Source organism: Variovorax sp. GW460-12-1-14-LB1, from assembly GCF_059423605.1.
Map to the genome: position 1 here is coordinate 1 of NZ_JBWKYF010000148.1, position 5,162 is coordinate 5,162.

At 70.7% G+C, this 5,162-nt stretch carries 5 protein-coding genes; all 5 read right to left on the minus strand.

All coding sequences use genetic code 11. The features are described 5' to 3' along the window. Positions 1 to 72: 72 nt before the first annotated feature. From AC07Y4_RS32670 to AC07Y4_RS32690, 5 genes are read right to left on the minus strand one after another with little or no spacing between them, the layout of a single operon-like run. Entirely contained in the window at positions 73 to 1,347 is a 1,275-nt protein-coding gene (locus tag AC07Y4_RS32670; RefSeq protein WP_487847676.1) for an FAD-dependent oxidoreductase, read from the minus strand. Beyond that, a complete protein-coding gene (locus AC07Y4_RS32675; protein WP_070063317.1) occupies positions 1,344 to 1,592 on the minus strand; it encodes a (2Fe-2S)-binding protein in 249 nt (82 codons plus the stop codon). Before AC07Y4_RS32675 ends, AC07Y4_RS32670 begins: the two co-directional genes overlap by 4 nt. Beyond that, a complete protein-coding gene (locus AC07Y4_RS32680; RefSeq protein WP_487847677.1) occupies positions 1,589 to 2,692 on the minus strand; it encodes an NAD(P)/FAD-dependent oxidoreductase in 1,104 nt (367 codons plus the stop codon). The genes AC07Y4_RS32675 and AC07Y4_RS32680 overlap by 4 nt, the downstream gene beginning before the upstream one ends. 11 nt (positions 2,693 to 2,703) lie before the next feature. Further along, positions 2,704 to 3,639 carry a 4-hydroxyproline epimerase gene (locus AC07Y4_RS32685; RefSeq protein ID WP_487847678.1) on the minus strand — a complete coding sequence of 312 codons (936 nt, stop codon included), beginning with the start codon at positions 3,637 to 3,639 and terminating at the stop codon, positions 2,704 to 2,706. Positions 3,640 to 3,654: 15 nt separating this feature from the next. Continuing rightward, entirely contained in the window at positions 3,655 to 4,797 is a 1,143-nt protein-coding gene (locus AC07Y4_RS32690) for a branched-chain amino acid ABC transporter substrate-binding protein (protein WP_095948363.1), read from the minus strand. Positions 4,798 to 5,162: the final 365 nt, after the last annotated feature.

Genomic DNA, 5,162 nt, shown 5'->3' on the forward strand with positions numbered 1-5,162 from the left:
GTCGGGGAGCGGTCTTCGGGGCGGCCATGGTGGGAATGTGGATGTGCTCGTGCGTGTACAGATGCGGGGCCGTCATTGTCGGGCGTCGCCGGACGCTGCGAGCCCGGCCAGTGTCTCGATGCGGACCGGCACCAACGGCGGGCGCGGCGCGGGCGGCGTCCAGCCGAACAGGAACTGCGCCGCGTCGCCGCAGACGCGCCCCTGGCAGGCGCCCATGCCGCAGCGGCGGTGCAGCTTGGCATCGGTCCAGCCGGTGCAGGCCGAGAGTGCGGCAAAGGGCACGTCCTCGCAGCGGCACACGAGCGTGTCGGGGCGGGGCAGGGCCTTGAGGTCGTCGGCCAGTGCGAAGCGGCGATGCAGCTGGGCGGCGAAAGCGTCCCAGCGGGCGCCTTCGCGGTCGTGCGCGCGGGCCTGGGCGGCCTCGCCGACGGCCGCGTGGCCGGCGATGGCGCCCTGCACCAGCGCGCGCTCGCTGCCGCCGAAGCCGGTGCATTCGCCGGCCGCGTAGATGCCCGCGACGCTCGTGGCCTGCAGCGCATCGACCGCGAGCCCCGGCCCCGCCAGCGCGCAGCCGAGCAGCTGGCCCAGCTGCGTGTTGGGCGTGAGGCCGAAGCCGCAGGCGATGCGGTCGCAGGCCATCTCGACCTCGCGGCCGCCTTGGCGCAGCCGCACCGATTCGACGTGCGTCGTGCCTTGGGCCGAGACCACGCGCGACGCCGTGCGGTAGCGCGCATCGGCCAGCGTGAGCGCCTGCACGGCCTTGCCGGGCCAGCGCACGAGGCTGGCACCGAAAGCCGCGACCGAGGCGAACGAGGCCTGCTCGGCGATGCGCAGCACCTGCGCGCCGGCTGCTTTGGCCGTGGCTGCAGCGGCCAGCAGCAAAGGCCCGCTGCCGGCGATGACGATGCGTTCGCCCTCGACCGGCAGGCCGGCCTTAATCAGTGCCTGCAGCCCGCCCGCGCCCGTCACACCGGGCAGCGTCCAACCGGGGAAGGGCAGCAGCAGCTCGCGGGCGCCGGTGCAGAGGATCAGCGTTGTCCATTGCATGCGCGTCGCACCCTCGGCGTCTTCGAGCAGCAGTTCATGCGAAGCAGGCGCGGCGACCACCCGCGTGCCGCTGCGCACGCGGATGTTTGCGTGGCGTGCGAGCGCCTCGCGCCAGCGGCGTGCCTCCGGGGGCAGCGACGCGCCGGGGCCGTCGCGCCAGATCTGTCCGCCAGGGACAGGGTTGTCATCGATCACCACGACCGACGCACCGCTGGATGCCGCCGCCACGGCCGCGGCCATGCCCGCGGGGCCCGCGCCGACGACCAGCACATCGCAAGCTTCGCGCGTGACGCCGCTCATGCCGTCGTCTCCACGCGCATGCCCTCGGCGCACACGGTCTGGCAGGCGAGCCGGCGCCGCCCGTCGATCTGCACGCGGCATTCCTGGCACACGCCCATGCCGCAGAACGGCGCGCGCGGCTGGCCCGTGACCGAGGTGCGCGCCGCGCCCATGCCGCCGGCGATGCGCAAGGCGGCGGCGACCGAACTGCCGGCCTTCACGCGCACGGGCTGTCCGTCGATGTGCAGCAAGGTCTGAGCGCTCATGCCCTCTCCCGCAGGCCGCGCGGCGCATACGGCGCGGCGTCGAAGTCGGGCGCCGTGCCGGTCATCAGCGCCGCGAGCACGTGCGCGCTGCCCGGTGCCGTGGTCACGCCCAGCCCTTCGTGGCCCACCGCGAGCCAGAGCTTCTCGCGCCACGGATGCCTGCCCAGCAGCGGCAGGCCGTCGGGCGAGGCGGCGCGCAGGCCGGTCCACGCGCGCACGGCGTTCAGGTCGGCGAGCCCCGGCAGGTAGTCGAGCGTGCGCTGCAGCATGCGCGCGAGCATCGGCGCCTCCACGGCCAGGTCGGTCGTGTCGAACTGGCGCGACGAACCCACCAGCAGCTGCCCCGTGGGGCGCGGCTGCACGTTGAAGGCGACCGAGTCGCCGTCGCTGTGGTGCGCGCTGGTCACGTAGCCGAGCTCGACGAGCTGGTGGTGCACCGTGCCCGGGTAGCGGTCGGTGATGAGCAGGTGGCCCTTCTTCGGGCGGATCGGCAGCTCGGGGCACAGCGTCGTCGCCTCGATGCCGTTGGCGAGCACGACCTGCGGCGCGGTGCGGCGGCTGCCGTCGGCCAGGCGCAGCGTGCCGTCGTCTTCGATGGCCTCGACCTTCGCGTGTTCGACCTGCACCGACGCCGCATGCTGCGCGAGCAGCCAGCGCGCCGCGTTCGGCGCATACAGGATGCCGTCGCCCGGCACTTCGAGCGCGCCCGACAGGCCGGGGCGCAGGGCAGGCTCGGCGCGCGCGAGTTCGGCCGCGCCCAGCAACCGGCTTTCGATGCCGAGCGCGCCCAGGCGCTGTTGCTTGCGTTCGGCCTCGGCCATTTCCTCGTCGTTCGCCGCGATCCAGAGCGTGCCGCAGGGGCTGTAGGCGCAGTCGGCGCCCAGGCGCGGCGCGAGGGCGCGCCATTGCGCGACCGAATGGCGGCTGAGTTCGAGCTCGGCCGCGTTGTCGTCCATCACCACGAGGTGGCCCATGCCCGCGCCGGTGGCGCCGCCCAGGCGCGCGTCGAGCACGCGCACGCGGCGCCCGGCCTGCGCCAGCGCATGGGCACACGCCGCGCCGACGATGCCGGCGCCGATGACGATGACGTCCGCGTCCATGCGCGCCGGTGTCAGAGCCGGATGCCCCAGCCGAAGGGGTCTTCGTCTTCGATGAGCAATGTGGCCTCGGCGCTGATGTGCGCGCGGCCGCGCAGCGTGGGAATGACCTGGTCGCCGTCCATCGCGTAGCTCGCCTCGAAGACGCTGCCGATCACGCTGGCCTGCCGCCACACCGCGCCCGGCGCGAGCTTGCCGTCGGCCGCGAGGCAGGCGATCTTGGCGCTGGTGCCGGTGCCGCAGGGCGAGCGGTCGTAGGCGTTGCCGGGGCACAGCACGAAGTTGCGGCTGTCGGCGCCGTCGTCATCGTTCGCGAAGAGTTCGATGTGGTCGATCTCCGCGCCGTTCGCGCCCGTGATGCCCTGCGCCGCCAGCGCCTTGCGCAAGGCGGCCGTGTAGTCGGTCAGTGCCGCGAGGTTGTCGCTCGCCACGCGCTGGCCGTGGTCGCTCACGAGGAAGAACCAGTTGCCGCCCCACGCCACGTCGCCGCGCACACTGCCGTGGCCCGGCAGTTCGACCGCCACCTGGTGCAGGTGCCGGTACGCGGGCACGTTGCGCACGCTCACCGAGCCGTCTTCGTGCAGCGTGGTCGTGACCGTGCCCACGGGCGTCTCGATGCGGTGCTCGCCCACACCGATGCGGCCCATGTGCGCCAGGCTCGCGACCAGCCCGATGGTGCCGTGGCCGCACATGCCGAGATACCCGGCGTTGTTGAAGAAGACCACGCCGGCCGCCGCATCGGGCGACACCGGCTCGCACAGCAGCGCGCCGACCACGACGTCGCTGCCGCGCGGCTCGAGCACGGCGGCGGCGCGCCACTTGTCATATTGATCGGCCAGCAGCGCGCGGCGCTCGGCCATGGAGCCTTTCCCCAGATCGGGAAAGCCGCCGATCACAAGGCGCGTGGGCTCGCCGCCCGTGTGCGAGTCGATGACCTGGATGCGTTGCATGGGTGTGGGGCTCACTCAGTAGCTGGCGATCGGCACCGGGGCCGCGTTCTTGAACGTGAAGACGGTGATGGGCGCCTGCTTCATGTTGCCCTTGTCGTCGTACGCGTAGGTGGCGGCCACGCCCTTGTAGGTGGCCTTGTAGAGCTCGGCGCCGACCTTGTCGGGGTCGATGGCGTTGGCTTTCTTCATCGATTCGCCGATGAACAGCACCTGGTCGTAGTACGAGGCGGCGTACGCATCGGGGTCGACATTGAAGCGCTTCTTGAACTTCTCCTTGAAGGCCGGACCGCTTTGCGCCTTCTCGAGCATGGAGCCGCCCTGCGCGCAGAACACCAGGTCGTTCACCGCGTCGCCGCCGATCTTGCCGGTGGCCGGGCTGCACACGGTGTCGCCGCCCAGCAGCTTGCCGGGCACGGCCAGCTGCTTCATCTGGCGCGCCATGGGCGCGGCCTGCGGCGCGTAGCCGCCGAAGAAGATCGCCTCGGGCGCCTTGCCCTTCATGTTGGTCAGGATGGCGGTGAAGTCGACGGCCTTGTCGGTGGTGAACTCCTGGCCGACGATGGTGAGGCCCTGCTTCTTCGCCTCTTTGGTGAACTCTTCGGCGAGGCCCTGGCCGAAGGCCGTGCGGTCGTCGATCACGCCGACCTTCTTCACCTTCAGTTCCTTGGCCGCGTACACGGCCATGGCGCCGCCGATCTGGTTGTCGCTGGCGATGATGCGGTACAGGTTCTTGTAGCCGCCCTGCGTGACCTTCGGGTTGGTGCCCACGGTGGACACCAGCGTGCCGCCGTCGCTGTAGATGCGCGAGGCCGGAATGGCCACGCCCGAGCAGTACGGGCCCATGACGAACTTGACGCCGTCGTCGACGAACTTCTGCGCCACGCTGACGCCGGTCTTGGCGTCGCACTGGTCGTCTTCGGAGACCAGCTCGAACTTCAGCGTCTTGCCGCCGACGCTGAGCTTCTTCGCGTTGAGCTCCTCGATGGCCAGGCGGATGCCGTTTTCATTGTCCTTGCCCGCAAAGGCGTTGGGACCCGAGAGCGGACCGCTGTGGCCGATCTTGACCACCTGCTCCTGTGCCTGCGCGGGGCTGGCCACGGCCAGGGCGACCAGGCCCGCGAGACTGAGTGAGGAAACCATGCCTGCTTGTGACTTCATGCTTCTTCCTAGGGTTGGGAACAATGAAAAACGACAGGGCCCGACTGCATGGGATACCTGCCTCAGTTTAAATATATTAAGTACATATCTTGTGGATATCTGTGGGGCAAGCGCTCTTTCGGTGGCTGGGGTTCTGTGATATCTGTGAACGAACGGGCCGTTCAGGGCGGCGATCCCGCCGACGGGGCACCTTGCTCCGCGAATGTCCTCCGGCCTGCGGCCTCCCCCTTGATTTCGCTGCGCAAGGCACCCCATCGACGTGATCGGATCAGTGCGGTGGTTGATCGGCAGAGAACCAGCAGCGTGTCCCGTGCCCGGGACACTGGGTGCTTCCCGCAGCGAAATCAAGGAGGAGGGGCGAAGCC

Excerpts from the sequence above, each read along its gene's own strand:
- AC07Y4_RS32670 (WP_487847676.1), bottom strand. The coding sequence starts at position 1,347 with ATGAGCGGCGTCACGCGCGAAGCTTGCGATGTGCTGGTCGTCGGCGCG.
- AC07Y4_RS32675 (WP_070063317.1), bottom strand. The coding sequence starts at position 1,592 with ATGAGCGCTCAGACCTTGCTGCACATCGACGGACAGCCCGTGCGCGTG.
- AC07Y4_RS32680 (WP_487847677.1), bottom strand. The coding sequence starts at position 2,692 with ATGGACGCGGACGTCATCGTCATCGGCGCCGGCATCGTCGGCGCGGCG.
- AC07Y4_RS32685 (WP_487847678.1), bottom strand. The coding sequence starts at position 3,639 with ATGCAACGCATCCAGGTCATCGACTCGCACACGGGCGGCGAGCCCACG.
- AC07Y4_RS32690 (WP_095948363.1), bottom strand. The coding sequence starts at position 4,797 with ATGAAGTCACAAGCAGGCATGGTTTCCTCACTCAGTCTCGCGGGCCTG.